At 46.0% G+C, this 19370-nt stretch carries 25 protein-coding genes; 12 read left to right on the top strand and 13 right to left on the bottom strand.

All coding sequences use genetic code 11. From position 1 onward, the window contains the following. Window positions 1-275: 275 nt before the first annotated feature. The 4 genes from ftsY to HMPREF9431_RS01660 are packed head-to-tail and all read left to right on the top strand — an operon-like array spanning window position 276 to window position 4144. Window positions 276-1226, top strand: coding sequence for a signal recognition particle-docking protein FtsY (gene ftsY, locus HMPREF9431_RS01675; RefSeq protein WP_004379336.1), 951 nt, complete (start codon window positions 276-278; stop codon window positions 1224-1226). A gap of 20 nt (window positions 1227-1246) precedes the next feature. Further along, the gene (gene rimO, locus HMPREF9431_RS01670) at window positions 1247-2545 is read left to right on the top strand and encodes a 30S ribosomal protein S12 methylthiotransferase RimO (RefSeq protein WP_004379335.1); all 1299 of its coding nucleotides are present in this window, start codon (window positions 1247-1249) and stop codon (window positions 2543-2545) included. 11 nt (window positions 2546-2556) lie between these two features. Next, the gene (locus tag HMPREF9431_RS01665) at window positions 2557-2850 is read left to right on the top strand and encodes an HU family DNA-binding protein (RefSeq protein WP_004379334.1); all 294 of its coding nucleotides are present in this window, start codon (window positions 2557-2559) and stop codon (window positions 2848-2850) included. Beyond that, window positions 2828-4144: an HU family DNA-binding protein gene (locus HMPREF9431_RS01660; RefSeq protein ID WP_040560652.1), complete on the top strand. Its 1317-nt coding sequence runs from the start codon at window positions 2828-2830 to the stop codon at window positions 4142-4144. The genes HMPREF9431_RS01665 and HMPREF9431_RS01660 overlap by 23 nt, the downstream gene beginning before the upstream one ends. A gap of 487 nt (window positions 4145-4631) precedes the next feature. Here HMPREF9431_RS01660 and HMPREF9431_RS01655 read toward each other — a convergent pair whose 3' ends face one another. From HMPREF9431_RS01655 to HMPREF9431_RS01630, 7 genes are all read right to left on the bottom strand, one after another. After that, window positions 4632-6206: an Rne/Rng family ribonuclease gene (locus HMPREF9431_RS01655; RefSeq protein ID WP_004379332.1), complete on the bottom strand. Its 1575-nt coding sequence runs from the start codon at window positions 6204-6206 to the stop codon at window positions 4632-4634. 232 nt (window positions 6207-6438) lie between these two features. After that, the gene (locus HMPREF9431_RS01650; RefSeq protein WP_004379331.1) at window positions 6439-6720 is read right to left on the bottom strand and encodes an HU family DNA-binding protein; all 282 of its coding nucleotides are present in this window, start codon (window positions 6718-6720) and stop codon (window positions 6439-6441) included. A gap of 298 nt (window positions 6721-7018) precedes the next feature. After that, the gene (locus HMPREF9431_RS01645) at window positions 7019-7264 is read right to left on the bottom strand and encodes a hypothetical protein (RefSeq protein ID WP_004379329.1); all 246 of its coding nucleotides are present in this window, start codon (window positions 7262-7264) and stop codon (window positions 7019-7021) included. Beyond that, complete coding sequence (locus tag HMPREF9431_RS12720) at window positions 7261-7410, bottom strand: hypothetical protein (RefSeq protein ID WP_004379328.1); 150 nt, start codon at window positions 7408-7410, stop codon at window positions 7261-7263. The genes HMPREF9431_RS01645 and HMPREF9431_RS12720 overlap by 4 nt, the downstream gene beginning before the upstream one ends. Before the next feature lie 161 nt (window positions 7411-7571). After that, window positions 7572-7988, bottom strand: coding sequence for an RNA-binding S4 domain-containing protein (locus HMPREF9431_RS01640; protein ID WP_004379327.1), 417 nt, complete (start codon window positions 7986-7988; stop codon window positions 7572-7574). Continuing rightward, complete coding sequence (gene pth / locus HMPREF9431_RS01635) at window positions 7963-8571, bottom strand: aminoacyl-tRNA hydrolase (RefSeq protein WP_004379326.1); 609 nt, start codon at window positions 8569-8571, stop codon at window positions 7963-7965. The genes HMPREF9431_RS01640 and pth overlap by 26 nt, the downstream gene beginning before the upstream one ends. Then, entirely contained in the window at window positions 8572-9189 is a 618-nt protein-coding gene (locus tag HMPREF9431_RS01630; protein WP_004379325.1) for a 50S ribosomal protein L25/general stress protein Ctc, read from the bottom strand. It abuts the gene before it with no gap. A gap of 214 nt (window positions 9190-9403) precedes the next feature. On the opposite strand from HMPREF9431_RS01630, the gene nusB reads away from it, so the two are divergent. The 5 genes from nusB to HMPREF9431_RS01605 are packed head-to-tail and all read left to right on the top strand — an operon-like array spanning window position 9404 to window position 12727. Then, complete coding sequence (gene nusB / locus HMPREF9431_RS01625; protein ID WP_004379324.1) at window positions 9404-10387, top strand: transcription antitermination factor NusB; 984 nt, start codon at window positions 9404-9406, stop codon at window positions 10385-10387. Further along, window positions 10384-10704 carry a preprotein translocase subunit YajC gene (yajC, locus tag HMPREF9431_RS01620; protein ID WP_004379323.1) on the top strand — a complete coding sequence of 107 codons (321 nt, stop codon included), beginning with the start codon at window positions 10384-10386 and terminating at the stop codon, window positions 10702-10704. The genes nusB and yajC overlap by 4 nt, the downstream gene beginning before the upstream one ends. Beyond that, window positions 10697-11677, top strand: coding sequence for a CdaR family protein (locus tag HMPREF9431_RS01615; RefSeq protein ID WP_004379322.1), 981 nt, complete (start codon window positions 10697-10699; stop codon window positions 11675-11677). Before yajC ends, HMPREF9431_RS01615 begins: the two co-directional genes overlap by 8 nt. 2 nt (window positions 11678-11679) lie before the next feature. Beyond that, window positions 11680-12249 (top strand): dephospho-CoA kinase, encoded by a 570-nt coding sequence (gene coaE / locus HMPREF9431_RS01610; RefSeq protein ID WP_004379321.1) that lies wholly within the window; start codon window positions 11680-11682, stop codon window positions 12247-12249. A 34-nt stretch (window positions 12250-12283) separates the two neighbouring features. Further along, window positions 12284-12727 (top strand): DUF5606 family protein, encoded by a 444-nt coding sequence (locus tag HMPREF9431_RS01605; protein ID WP_004379320.1) that lies wholly within the window; start codon window positions 12284-12286, stop codon window positions 12725-12727. A 148-nt stretch (window positions 12728-12875) separates the two neighbouring features. On the opposite strand, the gene rbr is transcribed toward HMPREF9431_RS01605, so the two are convergent. Then, a complete protein-coding gene (gene rbr, locus HMPREF9431_RS01600) occupies window positions 12876-13529 on the bottom strand; it encodes a rubrerythrin (RefSeq protein WP_004379319.1) in 654 nt (217 codons plus the stop codon). Between the two features lie 42 nt (window positions 13530-13571). Between rbr and HMPREF9431_RS01595 the strand changes: the two genes are divergently transcribed. From HMPREF9431_RS01595 to HMPREF9431_RS01585, 3 genes are all read left to right on the top strand, one after another. Continuing rightward, the gene (locus HMPREF9431_RS01595) at window positions 13572-13766 is read left to right on the top strand and encodes a hypothetical protein (protein ID WP_040560650.1); all 195 of its coding nucleotides are present in this window, start codon (window positions 13572-13574) and stop codon (window positions 13764-13766) included. A gap of 16 nt (window positions 13767-13782) precedes the next feature. Then, window positions 13783-14712, top strand: coding sequence for a hydrogen peroxide-inducible genes activator (locus HMPREF9431_RS01590; RefSeq protein ID WP_004379317.1), 930 nt, complete (start codon window positions 13783-13785; stop codon window positions 14710-14712). Between the two features lie 303 nt (window positions 14713-15015). Continuing rightward, complete coding sequence (locus HMPREF9431_RS01585) at window positions 15016-15366, top strand: hypothetical protein (protein ID WP_004379316.1); 351 nt, start codon at window positions 15016-15018, stop codon at window positions 15364-15366. A 175-nt stretch (window positions 15367-15541) separates the two neighbouring features. Here the strand turns inward: HMPREF9431_RS01585 and HMPREF9431_RS01580 are convergent, their stop codons facing one another. Genes HMPREF9431_RS01580 through HMPREF9431_RS01560 form a run of 5 tightly spaced genes read right to left on the bottom strand, consistent with a single transcriptional unit; the run spans window position 15542 to window position 19330 of the window. Continuing rightward, window positions 15542-17224 (bottom strand): dipeptidase, encoded by a 1683-nt coding sequence (locus HMPREF9431_RS01580; protein WP_004379315.1) that lies wholly within the window; start codon window positions 17222-17224, stop codon window positions 15542-15544. After that, complete coding sequence (locus tag HMPREF9431_RS01575; RefSeq protein ID WP_040560644.1) at window positions 17208-17414, bottom strand: hypothetical protein; 207 nt, start codon at window positions 17412-17414, stop codon at window positions 17208-17210. The genes HMPREF9431_RS01580 and HMPREF9431_RS01575 overlap by 17 nt, the downstream gene beginning before the upstream one ends. Further along, a complete protein-coding gene (locus HMPREF9431_RS01570; protein WP_040561023.1) occupies window positions 17411-18292 on the bottom strand; it encodes a DUF4296 domain-containing protein in 882 nt (293 codons plus the stop codon). Before HMPREF9431_RS01570 ends, HMPREF9431_RS01575 begins: the two co-directional genes overlap by 4 nt. Further along, window positions 18285-18950, bottom strand: coding sequence for a lipoprotein signal peptidase (locus HMPREF9431_RS01565; protein WP_004379313.1), 666 nt, complete (start codon window positions 18948-18950; stop codon window positions 18285-18287). The genes HMPREF9431_RS01570 and HMPREF9431_RS01565 overlap by 8 nt, the downstream gene beginning before the upstream one ends. Then, entirely contained in the window at window positions 18947-19330 is a 384-nt protein-coding gene (locus tag HMPREF9431_RS01560) for a TraR/DksA family transcriptional regulator (protein ID WP_004379312.1), read from the bottom strand. Before HMPREF9431_RS01560 ends, HMPREF9431_RS01565 begins: the two co-directional genes overlap by 4 nt. Window positions 19331-19370 lie beyond the last annotated feature (40 nt).

The raw sequence follows: 19370 nt of genomic DNA, 5'->3' as shown, positions 1-19370 counted from the left end.
AATAATTTTCAGTTAGCCATGCAACACTTGTGCATTTTATACCTTTTACTTAGAAAAGATGGATGCTATTTTCAAGGTGGGCCATCATACGTTGTTTTTCAATCACAAGCCAATGCTTTCAGCAGAAAGTGTGAAGGACACTGAAAGAAAAGAGGAAGGATAGATAAATTGGTAAAAATAACCTTGAGCATGCCCACTTTTTTATTATCTTTGCAGACAAAACAACAATAAAAGCGCATTCGCTGCACAATATCAATACTTTTTTAAAGAACAAAATGGGGATATTCGGACTATTCAACAAAAAAAGCAAGGAAACGCTTGATAAAGGACTCGAAAAGACCAAAGAGAGTGTATTCGGTAAGTTAACACGCGCCGTGGCAGGGAAATCTAAAATCGATGACGACGTGCTCGACAACTTAGAAGAAGTGCTCATCACCAGTGATGTGGGTGTTGAGACAACACTCAAAATCATTCATCGCATAGAGGAACGCGTAGCTCGTGACAAATACGTCTCAACAATAGAACTGAACACGATTCTTCGTGAAGAAATTATGGCATTGATGGCAGAAAACAATGCTCTTGATAATGATAATTGGGAATTGCCATCCGATCACAAGCCTTATGTGATTTTGGTAGTAGGTGTAAATGGCGTGGGTAAAACTACCACCATAGGCAAATTGGCTCATCAATTTAAAAAAGCAGGTAAAAAGGTGTACCTTGGCGCAGCCGATACGTTCAGAGCTGCCGCCGTGGAACAAATCTCCATTTGGGGAGAACGCGTAGGTGTTCCTGTCGTAAAGCAACAAATGGGTGCCGATCCTGCCAGTGTGGCATTCGACACATTGCAAAGTGCCAAAGCGAATGCAGCTGATGTGGTACTGATTGACACGGCAGGACGGTTACACAATAAAGTAAACCTCATGAATGAGCTTAAGAAGATTAAAGAGGTTATGAAAAAGGTAACGCCCACCGCCCCCGACGAAGTGATGCTGGTGTTAGATGGTAGTACCGGACAAAATGCTTTCGAACAGGCTAAGCAGTTTTCGGCTGTTACACAAATTACTAGCTTGGCCATTACAAAATTAGATGGAACGGCAAAAGGTGGTGTGGTGATTGGTATCAGCGACCAGCTAAAAGTGCCTGTAAAATATATTGGCTTGGGTGAGCAGATGGATGATTTGCAGCTATTCAATCGTCGTGAATTTGTCGATTCGCTATTTACTTAACCATGCTGTAAGGACAAATAATGAGGAAAAATCAAATCGACATTATTACCATGGGTTGCTCAAAGAATCTGGTTGATAGCGAGATTTTAATGCAGCAATTCGAGGCCAATGGATATCATTGCGTACACGACAGCAAGCATCCTGATGGCGAAATCGCCGTTATCAACACGTGCGGTTTTATTGAGTCGGCCAAAGAAGAGAGTATTCATACGATCTTAGAGTTTGTGCAAGCTAAAACAGAAGGCCGTCTGAATAAACTTTTCGTTATGGGATGTCTTTCGCAACGCTACAAAAACGAATTGGAGAAAGAAATTCCCGAGGTCGATAAGTTCTACGGCAAATTTAATTATAAGCAACTGCTCTATGATTTAGGCAAGGCTGATATTGTCGCTTGCAACGGCAACCGTCATCTCACTACCCCACGCCATTATGCTTATCTCAAGATTGCAGAAGGTTGCGATCGGCATTGTGCCTATTGCGCTATCCCCATCATTACAGGTAAGCATGTCAGTCGTCGGAAGGAAGACATTTTGCAAGAGGTGAGGGATCTGGTAGCAAAAGGTGTGAAGGAATTTCAAGTGATTGCGCAGGAACTCACCTATTATGGCGTCGATCTTGACGGGCAACGACACATCGCCGACCTGATTCGTGACATAGCAGATATTAAAGGGGTTAAATGGATACGCCTGCATTATGCCTACCCCAACCAATTCCCTTTAGAGCTGTTGGATGTCATGCGCGAGAAACCTAATGTTTGTAATTATTTGGATATTGCGCTACAACATATTTCAAACCCCATGCTCAAAGCCATGCAACGCCACGTAACAAAGGAAGAAACCATGGCGCTTATCCAACAGATACGCGAAAAGGTGCCGGGCATTTATCTACGCACAACACTTATGGTGGGATTTCCTGGCGAAACCGAAGCCGACTTTAATGAGCTGGTTGACTTTGTGAAATGGGCTAAGTTTGAACGTATGGGGGCTTTCGCTTATTCAGAAGAAGAAGGAACTTACAGCGCCCAGCATTATCAAGACAATGTGCCGGAGGCTGTAAAGCAACGGCGCTTAGATGCGTTGATGGCCGTGCAACAAGAAATTAGTAGTGAAATCCAGGCTCAAAGCATTGGTAAGATTATGCCTGTAATCATCGACCGAAAGGAAGGCGATTACTATATAGGCCGAACGCAATACAGTTCGCCAGAGGTCGACCCCGAGGTGCTGATTGCTGCAGAGAAACCTTTGCGTGTAGGTAGTTTCTACGCTGTAGAGATTACGGATAGCGAAGCCTTCGATTGGTTTGGACGTGTGGTGAAATAAACTATTTTTCGATGAACAACAAAGAATTTATTGCCGAGCTGGCGCAACGGACAGGCTACACACAGGCTGACACACAAAAATTGGTTAATGCCCTTATCGAAGGGATGGGAAACAGTTTCGAGTCTGGAGAAAATGTGGCTATGACAGGATTTGGAACCTTTGAGGTGAAAAAGCGCTTGGAGCGGGTTGTCGTCAATCCCTCTACTGGACAGCGCATGCTCGTTCCCCCCAAATTGGTTTTAGGTTTTAAGCCCATTACGGCACTGAAAGAGCGGTTAAAGAGTGGAGAGGAAGGAAATGATTAATTTGAAAGAGCTTGCGAAGCATTTGGTAGAGAAGCATGAATTGACGGTCGCCGATGCCGAACATTTTGTTACACAATTTATCGAAACGCTACAAGAAAGTGTGTTATCCGAGAAATTGGTCAAAGTAAAAGGTCTCGGTGCATTCAAACTTACCCCCATCAGTGCGCGTGAAAGCGTAGATGTGAATACGGGAGGCCGCATTGTAATCGAAGGGCGTGACAAAATCACTTTCACGCCCGATAATGCAATGAAAGACTTGGTTAATCGCCCGTTCTCGCAATTCGACACTGTTGTGCTCAATACAGGGGTTGCTTTTGATGAAGCGATGGAAACCGACGACACTGAAGTAGAAGACGCCATTCCTTCAGCTGAAGAAAAGACGGAACGCTCCATTGCCAATGCCGAATCGACGGTGGCCCTTGCAGAGGTAGAGAAAATGAGTGAGCCTGCACATCCTATCACGACTGAAACAAAAGATTCTGAAGCCGAAGCAAGTGCATCTGTGGCCGGAACAGTAAAAAGTGAGCCGTGGCCAGCATCTTCCCCAACAGTTCCACCCGAGACCGCAGCGCCAACAACGGGTGCAACTGATGGGGAACCTTCGATAGCAAAAGAGCCTCCAACGACAGTCGCCAAGCAAGCAGCAGTAGCAGTTCCAACCAATGAACCCGTGCCGGAAATCGGGATAGAGCTTGACACTTTCCCCCAGCCCACACAGCGCTGGGTGAAGTGGACAACAGGAATTTGCGCATGTTTGCTCATTGCGCTCATGGGCACGTGCTTTTATCTCATGGGCGAGCTTCATTTGCGCAATAATCGCATCGACAATCTCATGGCTTTGATGCAGCAAAAGCAAGCGAAAAAGGAGGTGAAGCGTTCGATTGCACCGACTGCATCTTCTACGGTGAATAAACAATTTGCCAAAAACGATTCGTTGATTAAGCAGGCACAGCAACAACAACAGCAAGCAAGCAAAGGCGACACCCAGGAGAAGCAACCGCCCACGGCAGCCATAAAGCAGCCTTCGATTCCAAATGAATATGAGGCAATCAATCAAAGTGACGCACGCATCCGCACGGGCGCCTATGACATCGTTGGCATCAAAACAATGGTCAAGGTCGAAGCTGGCCAAACCCTTCACGCCATCAGTCGTGCCTACTTGGGTTCTGGGATGGAATGCTATATCGAGGCTTTAAATCGCGATAAACTGCCCCTAAAAGCTGGTGACAAAATTAAGATTCCGCTGCTAAAGCTGAAAAAACACAAACGCACAATGCATTCATCTTCGCATTGATGCACCCCGCAGCTTGATAAGGATAGGTTACCCCCGAACCGGATGTAGCTGTCCGGAGGTTCGGACAGTCTTTCCCCGTTTAAGAATAGCTTACCCCCCTGGGACTAACCCGTTTCCGTTCAGAAATTGAAAAATCCCCCCGGGGACTAACACGTTTCCGTTCGGAAATTGAAAAATCCCCCGGGGACTAACCCGTTTCCGCTCGAGAATTGAAAATCCCCCCGGGGACTAACCCGTTTCCGTTCGGAAATTGAAAAATCCTCCCAGGGACTAACGCGTTTCCGTTCAGAAATTGAAAAATCCCCCGGGGACTAATGTGTTTTTGTTTAAAAATTGATTAGATCCCCGGGAACTAACCCGTTTTTGTTTAAAAATTGATTAGATCCCCGGGAACTAACCCGTTTTTGTTTGAAAACGCTCGAGCCCAAGATGCGAGCCGATTGAGCGTTAAACAAAAAAAGACTTGCAAACCTGCAAGTCCTTTTTGTTACTTTGTTTCTATTTCCTCTTTCATATCAATGAAATTCCCTTCGATGTCATAGAATTCGTATTGCAAGAATGCGAGCTTCTGCGATGGGATGACATGAATGCCAAAACCATATTTAATTTGCCACTTTCGTTTCAGGGAGAGAAAGCCCTTATTAATGTAGGCGGCAACGTATGGATGCACATGTAAATAGAACTTCGTGATGCCAATCTTATTGATTAGGCGGTCAATTTTTCTTTCTAATTGGTCGGTGAACAGGATACTCGAACGAATTTTTCCCGTACCATTGCAGGTGGGACAGTCTTCTTCAACATTCACATCCATGGCGGGACGCACACGTTGACGTGTAATTTGCATCAAACCAAATTTACTCAAGGGCAAAATGTTGTGCCGAGCACGGTCTTTCTGCATATTCTTGCACATCCGTTCGTAAAGCATTTGACGGTCTTCGGCAAGGTGCATGTCGATAAAATCAACGACGATAATACCACCCATGTCACGCAATCTCAACTGCCGTGCCAGCTCGTCGGCTGCTCCTAAATTCACGTCAAGCGCATTAGCCTCTTGCCCATTTTTGGCTCTTGAACGGTTGCCACTGTTCACATCGACCACATGGAGCGCCTCCGTATGTTCAATAATCAGGTAAGCGCCATGCTTGTAGTTAATGGTTTTACCAAAACTTGATTTAATTTGTTTGGTAATATTGAAATTGTCGAAGATAGGCGTCTTTCCCGTGTACAGCTTAACAATATCTGCTTTTTCGGGTGCAATGAGCGTCAAGTAATGCTTAATCTCATTGTAAACCTCTTCATTGTTGACATGAATGTGCTCAAAACTTGGATTAAACAAATCGCGCAACATTGCGATAGCCCTACCCGTCTCTTCAAACACTAATTGTGGACGTTTCGCGTTTTTCTGCACTTTCGAAATGGCCTTCTCCCACCGTTTGGTGAGCACTTTCATTTCGTTATCCAGCTCGGCAACGCGTTTTCCTTCGGCCACCGTGCGAACAATCACCCCACAATTCTTGGGTTTAATGCTATAGATGAGCTGCTTTAAGCGTGCACGTTCTTCACCGCTCTTAATCTTCGACGACACCGAAACTTTATCTCCGAAAGGAATCAGCACGATAAAACGCCCGGCAAAGGACAATTCGCCGGTGAGTCGTGGTCCTTTTGTAGAGATGGGTTCCTTAACAATCTGAACGAGCACCTCTTGACCCACGCTGAGCACCTGCTGAATGGTATCATCCTTCTTAATATCGGGCAAACGTTGCGCCTTACTGAAAGGATAAAGCTTCTTACGGTCACTGCATACCTGTTTAAGGTATTTATTATAAGAATTAAATTGACTACCTAAGTCTAAATAATGTAGAAAAGCATCGCGTTCATAACCGAGATCTACGAAGCAGGCATTCAGCCCTGGCATGAGCTTCTTAACCTTTGCCACATAGATATTTCCAACAGAGAAAGATGCCTGCCGAGGCTCGTTTTGATATTCAACGAGTTTTTTATCCTCCAGTAGCGCAATCGAGACTTCTTTTTCTCTGACGTCAATTACTACTTCGCTGTTCATCTTAATTATCTTATTACTTAGTTTTTTCCTTACGATAAACAAAGGGCATGTCATAGCTTCGTGTGATGCACTGACATGTCCCTAAAGCATAATAGCCACAAACAGCCTATTTGCTCTTGTGTCTATTCTTGCGTAATCTTTTTTTGCGCTTGTGCGTAGCCATCTTGTGGCCTTTTTTCTTCTTTCCGTTTGGCATAATAATTCTAAATTTTATGTGATTTATTAAATTGATTTACTCTTGATTCATCTGCGCCACAAACGACTTCGAAGGTTTGAAACTGGGCAGATCGTGCGCATCAATCGTAATCGTTATGTTCTTTGAAATATTGCGTGCGGTTTTCGCAGCGCGATGCTTAATAATGAAACTCCCGAAACCGCGCAAATACACGTTCTCTTTCTTCTTGAGCATGCTGTTTTTAACAGCTTCCATGAAGCTCTCCACAACAACAGAAACATCTTTCCGCTGCACCCCGGTGGACAAAGCTATCTCATTTACAATTTCTGCTTTCGTCATAATTCTATTGCCTTATTTTGTTATATCTATTTGCCTATTCGTTCTTTAAAGGCATGCAAATATACGAGTTTTCTATCGGATATGAAAATTTATCGATATGTTTTTCGTTTTTTAGCACCACCATAAGTTCCACTAAGAAGTGCAAATAGCCTCTGTTATTAAAAGAGGACTATGCAAAACACAGCCGGTGGTTGTTTTCCAGCTCCATGGCGCGCGCGATGGCCTTCTGAGCCTCGCTCGCCTTGCGGCTTGTGGCATAGCGGGGTAGATTGTTGTTGTTCTTCATTTGTTAAATGTTTTAGTGATAAAGGCTCCCGCAACAGCGCGGGAGTATTTTTTTTATAGTGCCAAACGCGTCAAGTTTGCGACTATACATTGCTTGCAGTGCGCCAAACGCATCAAGTTTACGACTATACATCGTTTGCATAGTGCCAAACGCGTCAAGTTTGCGACTATACATCGCTTGCAGTGCGCCGTCGAAGCCTTGTTTTCGACTATACATTGCTTGCAGCGTTACTGCGAGTACCAAAATTTTTGTTTTCATCTTTGTAGAACAGCAGCACGTGTTAGAATGGTAGGGGCGGCGCCTGTGTGCCCGCCCGAACGTCCGCGCAGCGGCGTTCCCATACCAAAATGAGGTGCTGCCATCCGCAAACGTTGCATTTCCACCCGCAAAGAGCACGCTTCCATCTGCGAACTCGAGTATTATCTATGCCATTTCATAGAGAAAGTATACGTCTGCTTTCACTGTTTGGACGCGCGTTTGCCAGCGATTATGGGAATGCTAAGCATTTGACTTTTTGTGACTATCTATATGAGGAGTTTTGTAGAGGTCTCAGCATATCTATGCACTAAAAGTCAAATCTGTCATCATCCAACAAGGTATCGTCCTCTTCAATAAAGGCATCGAGGGCACGCCGCTCTTTCTTTGTGGGACGACCTGTACCACGAGCGCGATCAACAAATCCACTAATCCGATTCATCTCCAACAATTCATATTGGCTGGAATCGGTCACATTTTCATAAACCTCAGGCACAAGCTTGGCACCCACGCGCTGTTCAATACATTGCAACACTTTGTAGGAGAATGTTACGGGCGACTTTCTCACCTGCACCACATCGCCTACTTTGAGCAGATAGCTGGGCTTCACCGTGCGGGAGCCCACCTGCACACGCCCATTTTTGCACGCCGCAGCAGCCATCGAACGTGTCTTAAACAATCGCGCTGCCCAAAGCCATTTGTCAATTCTTGCTTGCTGAGTCGTCATGGCTACACATTTTATTTTTTCCTAACTTGTTGTATTGATTCATCGTGGTTGTGATGCCCGACAGAACAAACGATTGGATGATGGCCGTCGCTATCTCTATCGCTGGTTCGAGCAGCTTTTTTTCGTCGTCATCATAACGACCTAAAACCCAATCTACCTGCTGTCCGCGAGAGAAATCACTACCGATTCCCATACGCAAGCGGGCATAGTTGGTACCTATCAACTGCTGAATATGCCCTAAGCCATTGTGTCCACCATTGCTGCCCGATGCCTTCAGCCTGAATGCGCCTAAAGGAAGCGCAAGATCATCGCTCACCACTAAGAGACGACTTTCATCGATATTTTCCTTATTGAGCCAATAACGCACGGCATTTCCGCTTAAATTCATGAAAGTTGTAGGCTTCAACAAAAATACTTTCCGCCCCTTGAGCATCAGCGTTGCCACGTCACCATAACGCTGGGGCGTAAAAAGAATATTGGACGCTTTAGCAAAAGCGTCCAATACCATAAAACCTGTATTATGGCGGGTCTCCTGGTATTCATCTCCAGGATTCCCTAAACCACAAATTAGATATTTGTCCATTTACTCTTCTTCAGTTGTTTCTGCTTCAGCTGTTTCTGTTGCAGCCTGTTGTGCCTGACGTGTCATCTTGATAGAACATACAACAACGTCTTTGCTTGTTGCAATCTCCAAACCTTCAAACGACAAATCACCAACCTTGATGCTCTTACCAATCTTCAATGCAGTTACATCAATATCGAGATGCTCTGGAATTTGCTGATAAGGAGCTGTCACGCTAATCTTACGAATGGAGAGGTTCATACGACCACCATCGCGCACACCTTGTGCCAAACCAACCAACTTCACAGGAATACCAATCGTGATAGGCTTTTGGTCGTTCACCTCGTAAAAGTCAACGTGCAAAGGAGCATCGGTAACGGGATGGAACTGCACCTCTTTCAAAATAGCGGTGTGATGATTGCCTTCGATTTCAAGATTAATCACGTAAATGTGAGGAGTATAAATCAACTTGCGGAGCTCGCTGAACGGGAGTGCGAACGAAAGTGCCTCAGGAGCACCGTTATCGTTCTTCTTCTCACCATACAAATTACAAGGGACAAAACCCTGCTTACGCAATTCTTTAGAAGCTTTTTTACCAAGGTCTACACGCTTCTGACCTGCCACATTAATCTCTTTCATAATTGTGTTACTCTAAATTAAAAATTACTATTAATTCGCCATCACACGAGATTGCTCTCGGAAAGCCATGCAAAGGTATAGTAAATTTATTGACTATGCAAATTTCTTTTAAAAAACATCGAAAAGGAATGCATTTATTTGCAAAGACAAAGCGAATTAACTAATTTTGCAGAAAAGATTTTTTTAGGTACAGAAAACATATAATTATTAGAGAATGATTAATCGAGAACTTATCAGAATAAAGGTTGTGCAACTAACCTATGCGTTCTATCAAAACGGAAATAGAAATATTGATACGGCGGAAAAGGAACTCTTCTTCAGTTTATCAAAAGCTTATGACTTGTACAATCATTTGCTACAACTAATTGTCGCCATTGCGAAAGAAGAACGCAAACGCGTGGAAATAGCTTCACAACGTGCAGAGCGTGAAGAAACTGTGCCGCCCTCAACCAAGTTTATTGATAATAAATTTGCTTTGCAACTCGAAGAAAACAAAGCACTGCTCAAGAATGTTGAAGCGCAAAAACTCTCTTGGGAAGATAATATTGAGGTAGTGCGTAGCCTATGTGACAAAATCGAGACCTTCGAGCCCTATATCGAATACATGGGTATCGTTGATAGCAGCTACGAAGATGACCAAGAATTGTGGCGAAAAATTTATAAGCAACTCATCTTAGGCAACCCTGATATCGATGCCGTTTTGGAGGAGAAGAGCTTATATTGGAATGATGATCGTGAGGTGGTCGACACCTTTGTGCTCAAAACTATTAAGCGTTTCAAACCCGAGAATGGTGCTAACCAAGAGTTGCTGCCTGAGTTTAAAGACGAAGAAGATAAAGATTTTGCAAGCAAACTTTTCAGAGCAACGCTGCTCAATGCAGAGCAATATCAACAATATATGAGCGAAGCCAGCCGCAACTGGGACTTTAGTCGATTAGCTTACATGGACGTAGTGATTATGCAGATTGCCATCGCTGAGATGCTAACATGTCCCAATATCCCTGTGAGCGTCACAATAAATGAATATGTTGATTTGGCAAAAATCTACAGTACGCCGCGTAGTGGTGGGTACATCAATGGCATGCTCGACACGATTGCACACTTCTTAGTGAACAATAAGCTCATGCTGAAGCCCATCAAAGCGAAAGAAACAGATAAAGCAAAAGTAAACAATAATAATAAACAAGATAAGCAATGAACACATTTCTATTGTCAGCAGCCATGCAACAACAAGGAGGCGGCATGGGCATTTTCATCATGATGGGTGCCGTATTAATCATTTTTTGGCTCTTCATGATCCGTCCACAGCAAAAGAAGCAAAACAAGATTAAGGCTTTCCAAAATGCACTTCAAGAAGGAACGAGGGTCGTAACTGCCGGTGGCATGTATGGAACCATCAAACATGTCAACCTCGAAAATAACACGGTTGATTTAGAAATTGCGCGTGGCACGATTGTCACCGTCCACAAGAACTACGTTTTCGAGGATGCTTCTGCACCCACACCCAATGCGTAAATACACCACACATATAAAAGATTTGGGAAACTTCCTATTGAGATATTTCAATCGGGAGTTTCTCATTTTTGTTTTCTTTCTCCTTCTCAGTAGCATGTTTTGGCTTGTTTTGACACTCAACCAAAACTATGATAAGGAAATCCATATCCCCATAAAGATTGTCAATATACCCCAAAATGTTGTCATCACTCAAAACATCAACGATACCTTAGACGTTACTGTGCGCGACAAAGGCTTTGCACTTTTGGCCTATACTTATGGCGGGAGGCTGCAACCTATCATGGTCGACTTTAACAAATATGTAAACAAAGCAACGGGACAAGGAAAGATTTTGGTGAGCGATCTCCATCGCAGTCTGTATGCTATTTTGTATGGCTCTTCGAAGATAACAGCCATCAAGACCGATCAGCTTACTTTCTATTTCAACTACGGACAGGCCAAACGCGTGCCCATAAAATTGTTAGGCACGATTGAAGCAGCTAAAAGCTATTATATTGCACAAATAAAATTCTCGCCAAACTATGTCACCATCTACGCCAACAAACATTTGTTAGACAGCATTCAGTGGTTAACAACCACACCATTGACTATTAAAAATGTTGGCGATACCATCATGCAAACCATCGATGTGCAGCGCATTCGAGGAGTCAAAATCGTTCCTGAGCGCATTAAAATGAGCATCTATCCAGACATCCTCACAGAAGAAAGCATCGAAGTGCCCATCACAGCTATTAATATGCCCACGGGAAAGGTGTTGAGAACATTCCCTTCGAAAGTAAAAGTGAATTTCACTATTGGCGTAAGTAGGTTCCGAAAATTGCGAGCAGACCAATTTATTGTTACCGCCGACTACGAAGATATTATGGCACATCCTGCTGAAAAATGTAACATTAGGATAAAGAAATATCCGACAGACGTAGCGCGCCCCACATTAGAAATTCAGCAAGTCGACTACCTCATCGAACAACAATAATCATGCACGCAACCCCTATTATAGCACTCACCGGAGGCATTGGCTGCGGAAAAAGTTTTGTAGCCCAGCTACTGCTCGAAGAGAACATCGAGGTATATGACTGCGATGCTGCGGCCAAACGCATCATTTTGACACAGCCCGCCATCCAAACTCAATTACAACAATTGGTTGGGGAGCGCCTGTTTAAAGATGGAGTGTTGCGAAAAGAAATGCTCACCACCTTCATTCAGCAGAGCGAACAACATAAAATGGCAGTCAACAACATTGTTCATCCGGCTGTTGCCGCCGATTTTCTAAGCAGTGGGTTGCATTGGTTTGAAAGCGCTATCCTTTTTGAAAGCGGCTTCTATCGGCGCCTTCACATCGACAAAATCATTGGCGTAACCGCACCGCCTGACGTGCGCATTGCACGCATCATGCAACGCAACCACATTTCACGTAGCCAAGCCGAAGCATGGATTGCAAGCCAAATGGCACAAGAAGAAATCATCGCACAATGCGACTATATCATCAGAAATGACGGGCAAGCAGACTTGAAACAACAGCTTCGCTCCCTATTACAATGGATTTAAATTTATTCATCATATCAACAAAATAACAAAGAATATGGAAACAATTCTCTCTATCGCAGGGAAACCTGGCTTGTATAAACTCGTGTCACGAGGAAAAATGAACTTGATTGTTGAAGCATTGGACGAAACGCACAAGCGCATTCCGGCTTTTGCAACCGACCGTGTAACCAGTCTGGGCGACATTGCTATCTATACAACTGAAGAAGACATTCCACTTTGGAAAGTTCTCGACAGCGTTTGCAAAAAGGAAGAAGGAAAGGAAAGCTCGCTGAACTATCGGAAAGCTAACGGAAAGGAACTGCGCACTTACTTCGCCGAGGTGCTTCCTAATTTCGATGAAGACCGCGTTCACGACAGCGACATCAAAAAATTGCTGCAATGGTATGACCTCTTGGTGAAAGCGGGCATCACTAATTTTGAAGAAGTGCTGGCACCGACCGAGGGCGACAACATTGATAACCGCCAAGCAGCTGAATAAACTGCGCTGCCAAACACCACGCTATTACAAAACAAAAACAGCGTGGTTTGCAAACAAACTGGCATAGATTGGTGCACAATCTATGCCAGTTTTAAAAAGAAGGTCGAGCAACATGCCCAGCCTTCTTTTATTTCCTGCAATTCGTTGCTTAATAATTCTCAGGATTAAGCTGGAAGAAACTCTCTGGATGGTCGCACACAGGGCACTTCTCCGGAGCCGTCTTACCAATGTGAATGTGTCCGCAGTTGCGGCACTGCCAAACGCGATCACCGTCACGAGAGAACACAATGCCCTCCTCGATGTTCTCCAACAACTTGCGATAACGCTCCTCGTGGTGCTTCTCAACCTGACCCACTCCACGGAACTTCGCAGCAATCTCGGGGAAACCTTCAGCCAAAGCAACCTTGGCCATCTCAGCATACATGTCGGTCCACTCATAGTTTTCACCATTCGCAGCATCGGCAAGATTGGCTGTTGTTGTAGGAATATCGCCCTCGTGCAAGAACTTAAACCACATTTTTGCATGCTCTTTCTCATTGCGGGCCGTCTCCTCGAAGATAGCAGCAATCTGCTCATAACCATCTTTCTTTGCCTTTGAAGCATAGTAAAGATACTTCGTGTGTGCCTGGCTCTCACCTGCAAAAGCAACTTTCAAGTTCTCTTCGGTCTTGGTACCCTTCAAAGCTGCAGGGTCGAATGTCTTAAACTTGTCAGCCTTAGCATGACAGATGGGGCACTCTGCAGGAGCTTCAGTGCCTTCGTAAACGTAACCACAAACGGTGCAAATAAATTTTTTCTTCATAATGTTTTTGTATAAATGTTATCTTGTTACGAGTGCAAAGATATGGCAAAATATGGAGAGACGCAAGAGCCTCCATCTATATTTCGATTGAATAAATCTATAAGAAAGCTTAAAAGCACAGTAGAAAAGGCTTCCCTGCAATACCTAAAAGTAGGTATTTTGCCGCATTTTTTTTGTAAAATTGCCCTGCCCCACCCTCCGCCTCCCCAAAAATTAGTACCTTTGGGTGAAATTTAAAAACATCACACGCCCTATGACGCTACAACAATTAGAATATATCATGGCCGTCTATCGCCAGCAGCATTTTGCCAAAGCGGCCGAAAGCTGCAAAGTGACGCAACCCACACTGAGCTCAATGATTCAGAAATTAGAGGATGAGCTGGGGGTGAAAATCTTCAACCGCAAACAGCAACCCATCACGCCCACCGAGATTGGGCAGCGCATCATCGACCAGAGTTGGAAGATTTTGAAAGAGGCCAAACAGCTCAAAGAGATTGTTGAAGAAGAGAAATATTCGCTCATGGGCACCTTTCGCATCGGCATCCTGCCCACCATCGCGCCCTATCTCATCCCGCGTTTCTTTCCGCAACTCATGCAGAAACACCCCGAGATGGACGTGAGAATTAGCGAGATGAAAACGCACGAAATTAAAGAGGCGCTCGAAAAAGACAGCATCGACGTGGGCATTTTGGCCGAATTAGACGGCATGCGCGACGAATTTGAACTGACGCACCTGTTTTTTGAGCAGTTTTTTGGTTATGTGGCCGAGAGCGATCCATTGGCGCAGCACCATGTCATCCGCACAGCCGACCTCAAAGGCGAATACCTGTGGATGCTCGATGAAGGCCACTGTTTTCGCGACCAATTAGTGAAATTTTGCCAACTCAAAGAGGCGAAAGAGAGCCAAAAGGCCTATTCGCTGGGCAGCATCGAGACATTCATGCGCATGGTGGAGAGCGGAAAAGGCGTGACCTTCATACCGGAGCTGGCCGTGCTGCAACTGAGCGAAGAACAGAAAAAACTGGTTCGGCCCTTCGCCATCCCCATCCCCGTGCGCGAAATCGCCATGATCAACACCAAAGACTTTGTGCGCCGAAACCTGCGCGCGCTCATTGCAACCGAAATCCAGCAATCCGTTCCCAAAGACATGCTCAAGCTGAAGCAGGTGCAACAGCGCATTTAAACGAAAAATCAAAAAGATGGGCTGCTTACGCGTAAGTCGACACGAAAAATCAAAAAGATGGGCTGCTTACGCGTAAGTCAACGCGAAAAATCAAAAAGCAGGGCTGCTTACGCGTAAGTCAACGCAAAAAATCAAAAAGATGGGCTGCTTACGCGTAAGTCGACACGAAAAATCAAAAAGATGGGCTGCTTACGCGTAAGTCAACGCGAAAAATCAAAAAGCAGGGCTGCTTACGCGTAAGTCAACGCAAAAAAGCAAAAAGCAGGGCTGCTTACGCGTAAGTCAACGCAAAAAATCAAAAAGATGGCCTGCTGGAACTCCAGCAAGGCCGAAAATGAAAAAAATGGGGCTGCTGGAACTCCAGCAAGGGAAAAAAATAAAAAGATGGCCTGCTGGAACTCCAGCAAGGCCAAAAATCAAAAAAATGGGGCTGCTGGAACTCCAGCAAGGGCAAAAAATCAAAAAGATGGCCTGCTGGAATTCCAGCAAGGGCAAAAAATCAAAAAGACGGGCTGCTGGAACTCCAGCAAGGCTGAAAAACAAAAAAATGGGGCTGCTGGAGTTCCAGCAAGCCAAAAAATGAGGCAGACGTTAACACGCCTGCCTTATGATGGTGTCAAACAATGGTGTCAACGCCTGCGCCACCACGCATAAAGCGCTATGCTCCAAAGAGCCGCCCAGCCCGCAAGACAAACGAGATTGGTGGCAAGACTGGGGCTGTCGAAACAAAAAAACAAGCTGAGAACCATGGCAAATGCAACGCATGCACTCAACAAACATCGACCCAAAAACTTCATCCTAAATTGCGATAGAAAGGTGGCTCCAACGCCTATTGCTGGGGCATGCGATATCGGTCGCCAGCCTCGTCAACCAATTTCTTGGCAAAGGGAGCGGGAAAGCCCATACGCTTCGTCCGAGCACCCACGCCCGCCTTGGTGCGCAAAAATTGGCCATCCTTCGTGGGCTTCTCCACCATGTCGTTGTATTTCACAATCAGGTAGACAGCCAACTGATTCCACCGCTCAAGCATGCGCTGCGCCTGCTCATTGCTATAGTCGTTGAGCTGTTGCAGTGCAGCCGCCTTGTTGGTGGCATATAAGGCTTGCGCCCGACGCTCCACCTCGGGTTGCTGCGCAAAATAGCTCTGCTCAAGGCTGTCGCGAACGGCGCGCAACGTGGGAAACAGCTGCGCATAACGCGGATAAACCATGTTGCTCACCCAGTTGCACACCCAAAATGCGTTCCTATTCGAGAAGGTCACCGCGTCGGCTCCAGGTGTGTTGTAACACTCGGGCTGCACGGTGTTTCCGCAATAAACGGGCGTGTAGGCCACCATGTTGCCATCGTCGTTGCCAAACCACAACACGCCGCCAATCTCGCGTGGCAACCATGCGCGCATCTCGCTCACAAAGGCAAAGGCGGCCTGCTGCGTGCTGATGGGGCGCTCGTTGAAATAGCGCTTGCCATCGACTTCATAGAACAGCGGCGTGGGGCGATAGGGCATCTGCCAAATGCCACTGCCCACATCGGTTGAATCGATGGCCAACGGCGTGCCTTCATAATGGTCGCGCATGGCAGCCTGCACGTCTTGCACACTGAGTTTGCGGTTGGGCACAATCCACAACGGCATCTCCTCGGCCTCTGCATCTTTACCCAAAGCCCAAGGCAGATAGCGCGAGAAATCGTCGGAGAAACGATTGAAAAAGCTCCACACACGCGCATCGCAGAAACGACGACCCGAGAAATCGGGCGCAGCATAGACTTGTTTCCAAGAGAAATCGGCATCCTTGCCCGTGAACCATCCCTTAGAACGCGCAAAAGTGATGGCATTGGGGCTGAAGAGCACGTTTTGCTTGTCGTGCTGATTGAATTTTCCTATGCGGCTCTGGTTGGCATGCCCACAAATGGCATTATCGGGAATGCGCATCGCCACCCAAACCACTTTCTTGCTACCCGGGCCACAGCCCATCATCTCCATGATCCAAGCTTCGTTGGGGTCGCAGAGCGTGAATGTCTCGCCACTGCTATTGAAGCCATAGGTGTTGGCCAACGTCGTCATCACCTTAATGGCCTCGCGAGCCGTGCGCGAACGCTGCAATGTGATATAAATGAGGCTGCCATAATCTAAAATTCCCGTCGAGTCGATCATCTCTTCACGTCCGCCATAGGTGGTTTCGCCAATCGTCAGTTGGTATTCGTTGATATTGCCAATTACGTTGTAGGTGGCGGGTGCCTCGGGTATCTGGCCGTGATAAACGTGGTTATCCCAACCATAAACCTGGCGCATCTCGCCTTTGGCATGTGTGCCTGCCGGATAATGTGCCAACCCTAAGAACATGCCGTAGTCGTCGGCATTATAGGAACAAATGACGCTTCCGTTAACGCTGGCTTTCTTGCCCACGATGAGGTTGGTGCAAGCGTGGCTGCGAAGTGGAAACAAGGTTTGCACAAGGAGTGCAACGAAAATCAGGGCGCCACTCAAACGGGCGCAATGCTTAGAAGTGTGTCTCATTTTTATGGGGTTTAAATCGTAATCTATGGTTGTGAATGAGGGCCTCTCCACCCACCCAAATGGTCATGGCGGGCTCAGCAGTGAATGGTTGACAAGCCACCACATAGTCGTCCTCCAACTCAACAAGCGCGGGCGAAACAATGGTTCCATCGTCGCATGTAACGGCATGAAAAGCGAAACGTTGCTTCACCGCGTGGGCATTGGTAGAGGTGGTGTGGGCTGCGAAGGTGGCGCAACCGAGTCGCGCCGGTTGGCAATCGAATCGGCAGGTGCTGCGGCCGTTTGCGCCTTGGTGTGCATGCGCAACAGGCTAATGCGTGTGATAAACATCATCTTCATCGTTGTTTCACTCTCACCTTCAGTCTGCCCCTGTGACAACATCAAGAACCCGCGCACGGCCTTGATGCCCAAACGGGCATCATCACGCAGCATGAGGCTATAGTGATTGGCCGTCGTGATATGCACCACCTGCGAGGCGATGCTGTCATTGGCAAATTGCACCGACAACATGGCCACACCGTCTCGATTGCCATCTTGGAAAATGAAATTGGCATCGAAACTAAGCATCAGCACGTCGCCTTTATGGAATGATGAGTCTGCCTGCTGCGCAAAAGAATAAAGCTGAAACGGCTTTTGCAAGCTCAGCACATAACCAGCATCGCCATGCCACACATTGGCTGTATCACCATTGGCCGAGAACTGATTATTGTCGCCCGAAATACCCGATGCACCCAAGGCCGAAGCTTCGTTGGTGAAACGCTCGTTGAGCTGCTCGTAAATGGCTTTTAGTTGCTCAGTATGCCGCATGTAATAGGCCAAAGAGGCTTCAAACTGTTGTTGCGTGACTTCATATTTCTTCAATACGGCCGCCCGATATTGCTGCGTGTTGGCCGAATCATTGGCCGAAAGCTCGGCCATACTGCTCGCAAGATGATAGTCGTAGAGGATATCCGTCATCTTGTCGGGCTGCAAATATTCACTCGGAACAGAGGGTTTGCAGGCCACCAAGAAAAGGAGTGCAAAGCAAAGCCCGCAAAGCGTTTTGCCTGCACGTATCGCTTTAAGCATGCTTATCATGCGACTTTTTCTTAAAATAACCTTTAAAAGAAGCTGAAATGTCTTCCATTTCATGCCTATAAAACAAGAAAAAGATAACAATTCCAACAGAAATGCAAGCATCAGCAAAATTAAACACCGGCGCAAAGAACACAAATTCTTCCCCACCCTTCCAAGGCATCCAGTCGGGATAAGTCGTCACGATGAGTGGAAAGTAGAACATGTCGACAACCTTGCCATGCAGGAACGAAGCATAGCCCGTTCCAAAGGGAACGAATTGTGAAATGGTGTAAGGTGAAGAAGCATCGAAGATGAGCCCATAGAACATGGAATCCAAGATGTTTCCTGCAGCACCTGCGAATATCATCGACAACACAACCAAATAGCCTACCGAATGTTTGCGCCGCACCACCTGACACATGTACCAGCCGATAGCCAACAACGCGATGATACGGAACATACTTAACACAATCTTGTTGAAGAACGTCATGCCATAAGCCATGCCGTTGTTTTCAACAAAACTAAGATAGAACCAATTGGTCACGCGAACCGATTCGCCAAGAGAAAAATGGGTCTTCACTTCGATTTTAATCAGTTGGTCGATCACTAAGATAACCAAGATTAAAAGCAAAGATAAACACCCATTTCTTAACGTGTCATTCGTTCTCATTTTTTGCGTGCATTCTTCGATGCCACACTCAACGTAGCATGCGGCACGATGCGAAGCCGTTCTTTGGCAATCAACTCACCCGTAATGCGGTCAATGCCGTACGTTTTATTCTCTATGCGCACCAGCGCAGCCTCCAAACTGCGGATGAACTTCTGCTGCCGCTGCGACATCTGAATAAGCTCTTCCTTCGCCTGATTGGCACTGCCGTCATCGAGCACTTTATTATAGGTGGGCGACGTGTCATCAACACCATTGCCATCCCTATTCATAATTTGACTCATCATTGCGGCATATTCTCTGCGCGCAACCTCCAACTTCTCGTTAATGATGGTGCGGAACTCTTCCAACTCCTCATCTGAATAACGTGTTTTCTTCTCCATAGATCAATGTTTCTAAGTGGATTAATACTATTATTTTGAG

The organism is Segatella oulorum F0390 (genome assembly GCF_000224615.1).
GTDB classification, from domain to species: domain Bacteria; phylum Bacteroidota; class Bacteroidia; order Bacteroidales; family Bacteroidaceae; genus Prevotella; species Prevotella oulorum.
This window is presented reverse-complemented; position numbering and strand designations above follow the sequence as displayed.